This is a genomic window from Microvirga sp. P4_G7 (genome assembly GCF_056401005.1).
Genome location: NZ_JBFUKD010000326.1, coordinates 1 through 3,939 on the forward strand (window position 1 = coordinate 1; position 3,939 = coordinate 3,939).

Below are 3,939 nucleotides of genomic sequence, written 5' to 3' on the forward strand. Positions count from 1 at the left end.
GCGCCTTCGTGAATCCGGTGTCCCGCCCTCCTTCGACGAGATGAAGGACGCTCTGGATCTCAAGTCGAAATCAGGTATCCATCGGCTGATTACGGCCCTCGAGGAACGCGGTTTCATCCGTCGACTGCCCAATCGCGCTCGAGCGCTCGAGGTCATCCGCCTGCCGGAAACGGTGGGAGGCACGGCCGGTCGGAGACAATTCACGCCGAGCATCGTCGAAGGGGGCCTCGCCACCCGCGCCAAGGCGGCAGCTCCTCCGCCGGCGGAAGACAAGTCCAAGGATTTCTCGATCCCCGTCATGGGCCGCATCGCCGCCGGTACGCCGATCTCCGCCATCCAGAACCGCAGCCATTCGATCACATTGTCCGCGGATTTCCTGACCCAGGGCGAGCATTACGCTCTCGAGGTACGCGGCGATTCGATGGTGGAGGCAGGCATTCTCGACGGTGATCTCGTCGTCGTGCGTCGGCAGGACTCGGCCAATACGGGCGATATCATCGTTGCTCTCATCGATGACGAGGAAGCCACGTTGAAACGCTTTCGGCGTCGCGGCTCCTCGATCGCGCTCGAAGCCGCCAATCCGAGTTATGAAACCCGCGTCCTCGGCCCCGACAGAGTCAAGATTCAGGGTAAGCTCGTCAGTCTGGTTCGGCGCTACTAGGGTCTTCCGGCAAGTCCTGTTCCGGGGTCGGTCGCGGGGATCGCGAAGGCTCCGGCACAAGCGGCACCGGGACGATCGTAGGGGATCGTCTGTCCCATGGGCGGGCGTCGCCACTGCCCTTGACCGACGTGATCGAGACGGCGTTCTCGACGAAGCGGACCGTCGTGGCGCCTCGTTGCGCAAGCGCCGATCGATCCAGGACAAGGGAAGCCCGGCAATCTGCGGGGGCCTTCAGGCGGGTAATCACGATCGCCGCGCGGCGGCAATCTTCCTCGAACGCCGCCATGTCGTGAACGAAGGCGACCACGCGGCGGTCCGAACTCTCGACGATGCAGCCGAGGGCGTCGCAATGCGCACCGTATCGCAGCGACTTGTCGTCGGCGACACGGGTGTCGGCGTCGGCGCGAAGCCATTGCTCGGCGACGAAGTCCGACGGTTTTCCGACGAGGGCGAGCCTCCCGTCGCGTCCGCGGATTGCCGCCCCGGAGGCATCCCGATCGATGAAGATGTCGGCACGTTCCGGAACGGACGCGAAGGCCAAACCGAGCGCCGCGGGGATCACGGCGAGCCAGCGCAGCGCGGTGGCCATCAGCGTGGCGATCAGAAGCCCGATGCCGATCAAGACGATGGCGCCTGCTCCCAAGGCCGGAACAAGCACGGTCGCGCCCTGCAGGTCGCCGACCCAGGCCGACACGTCGAGGACCCGCGCGACAGCCCACCCCATGACCTGCCAGACCGGGCGATCGAGGCCGAAAGGGTATGCAAGGACGCCGAGCAAGGCCGACGGCATCACGACGGCCGACACCAACGGCAGGGCAAGCGCGTTCCCGATCAGGCCGAGCGGATTGAGGGTATGGAAATGATAGGCGGTGAACGGTGCGGTCGCGAGGCTCGCGATCAGCGTCGTGCCGATCAATCCGGCGAGGCCGCGCCAGATCCACGCGATCGCCTTGTCCCAAGGACCCTCTTTCGGCGTGGACGACAAGCCGAGTCCCAACAAGGGTGCGCTCGCGGTCAAGGCCGCCACCGCACCGAAGGACATCTGGAAACTCGGTCCTAGGAGCGATTCGGGCTCCTTCGCGAGCACGATCAGGGCGGCGAGACTGAGGTTGCGGACGCTGAGCGCGGGCCGATCCACGAGGATCGCGCCGAACATCACCAGGGTCATGATCAGGGAACGCTGGGTCGCAACCTCGGCGCCGGAAAAGACGCAATACGCGACGGCGCCGATCATCGCCGCGAGGGCCGCGATTTTCTTGACGGGCCATGTCAGCGCCCAAAGCGGCGAAAGCGCCAGCAGCGCCCGGGCGAGCCAGAAGAAAGTCCCGGCCGCGAGCACCATATGCAGACCGGAGATCGAGACGATGTGATAGATGCCGGCAGCGCGCAGGACATCGTTCGTCGTCTCGTCGATCAGGCCACGCTTTCCGGTGACCAGGGCTGCTCCGACGCTCCCTTGCGGCCCGCCGATCGCGGTGGCGATCCGCTCAGTCAGGGCGTTACGCGCCGCGTCGATCCGGCTCGACACCGCCAAACGCCAACCGGCGGGYCGCGGCGGCTCCGAAGCGCGGACGACGCCGGCCATCGATCCCACCGCGCCGATCTCCTTGAAATAGGCGTCGCGCGCAAAATCGTAGCCGCCGGGCCAGGCCGGTTGCGGCGGCGGCAGAAGACGCGCCGTTCCCTCGATGTATTGCCCGGGAGACAGCCCCTGCCCTTTTCGTAGCGTCACGCGGRCAAGGCGGGGCCGTTCGGTCTCGGCGACGCCTTTCATGCTCACCACCTGCAGCAAGATGCGGGGCCCCTGCGGACGATGCTCCACACTCTCGATGAAGCCCGAGATCGGCACGATCATCACGCGGCCGAGAACGGGCGCAGCGACCTGGCCGGTCCGGACGACGGCTGCCGTAAACCCCGCGAACACCGCGACGCCGCCGATGGCGATCGCCAACCCGACCAGGTTGCGCCGGCAGGCGATGGCGAGCAGCAGACACGTGGCGACGCCGACCGCCGGCGCCCACAGGACTGGGCGACCATCGGCCTGAAAAAACAGAATGATGCCGAGGCCGAAGCAGACGGCGATCCAGGGAAACAACCTTCGCTGCTCGACTTCCCGAGCGGCGTTCGCCGCGAGCCAGGCCCGCCATTCCGGGATGATGACCGGAAACGCCGCGCGAAAACCAGGAAGGGCGAGCGCGCCGGCAGCCGCCCCTCGAACCAGTCTACGCGGTGGAGTTTCGAACGGGGGCATCGGTTTGGCTTAACGCGGCATACCTTTGCATGGTAGACGACCGCAGCACGCGGCCCAATCCGTCCAAAGGACGAGTTCGAACGGGTCGGTGCCGTCGCCGCCATTTCGCTCGCTTACAAGGTTCGCCATGACCGTCGTTACCCGTTTCGCTCCCTCCCCCACCGGCTACCTGCATATCGGCGGCGCGCGCACGGCCCTGTTCAACTGGCTCTATGCGAAGCGTCACGGCGGCAAGATGCTGCTGCGCATCGAGGACACCGATCGCGAACGGTCGACCGAACCTGCGATCCAGGCGATCATCGACGGCCTGCGCTGGCTCGAATTGGATTGGGATGGCGACACTGTCTACCAGTTCTCCCGCGTCGCGCGGCATCGGGAGGTCGCCGAGAGCCTCCTTGCCACCGGCGGGGCTTATTACTGCTACGCATCGCAGCAGGAACTCGAGGAGATGCGCGAGACCGCAAAGCGCGAGGGCCGTCCCATGCGCTACGACGGCCGCTGGCGGGACCGCGACCCCTCCGAGGCACCTGCAGACGTAAAGCCGGTCATCCGCCTGAAAGCGCCCCGTGAAGGCGAGACGGTTGTCGAGGATTCCGTGCAGGGTCGTGTCGTCTGGCAGAACAAGGATCTCGATGACCTGGTTCTGCTGCGTTCGGACGGCACGCCGACCTATATGCTCGCGGTCGTCGTCGACGATCACGACATGGGCATTACGCATGTGATCCGTGGCGACGATCACCTGACCAACGCGGCCCGTCAGACGCAGATCTATCAGGCGCTCGGTTGGGACGTTCCGAACATGTCCCATGTTCCCTTAATCCACGGACCGGACGGCGCCAAGCTCTCGAAGCGCCAYGGCGCGCTCGGCGTCGAGGCCTACCGCAGCATGGGTTACCTGCCGGCGGCCTTGCGCAACTATCTCGTGCGCCTCGGCTGGAGCCATGGCGACCAGGAGATGTTCTCGACCCAGGAGATGATCGGCGCCTTCGATCTCGGCAGCATCGGCCGATCCCCTGCCCGTTTCGAT

Annotated in this window: 3 protein-coding genes; 2 read left to right on the forward strand and 1 reads right to left on the reverse strand. The window is 66.0% G+C overall.

From position 1 onward, the window contains the following. The coding region (gene lexA / locus AC1DT3_RS13735; protein ID WP_477465810.1) for a transcriptional repressor LexA at window positions 1-661 on the forward strand (661 nt) is incomplete at its 5' end. On the opposite strand, the gene AC1DT3_RS13740 is transcribed toward lexA, so the two are convergent. Next, window positions 639-2,912, reverse strand: coding sequence for a ComEC/Rec2 family competence protein (locus tag AC1DT3_RS13740; protein ID WP_477465811.1), 2,274 nt, complete (start codon window positions 2,910-2,912; stop codon window positions 639-641). The two genes, lexA and AC1DT3_RS13740, sit on opposite strands and share 23 nt — an antisense overlap. Window positions 2,913-3,039: 127 nt before the next feature. Here AC1DT3_RS13740 and gltX point away from each other — a divergent pair. Next, window positions 3,040-3,939, forward strand: a 900-nt coding sequence (gene gltX / locus AC1DT3_RS13745; protein ID WP_477465812.1) for a glutamate--tRNA ligase, incomplete at its 3' end; no start/stop codon positions are given.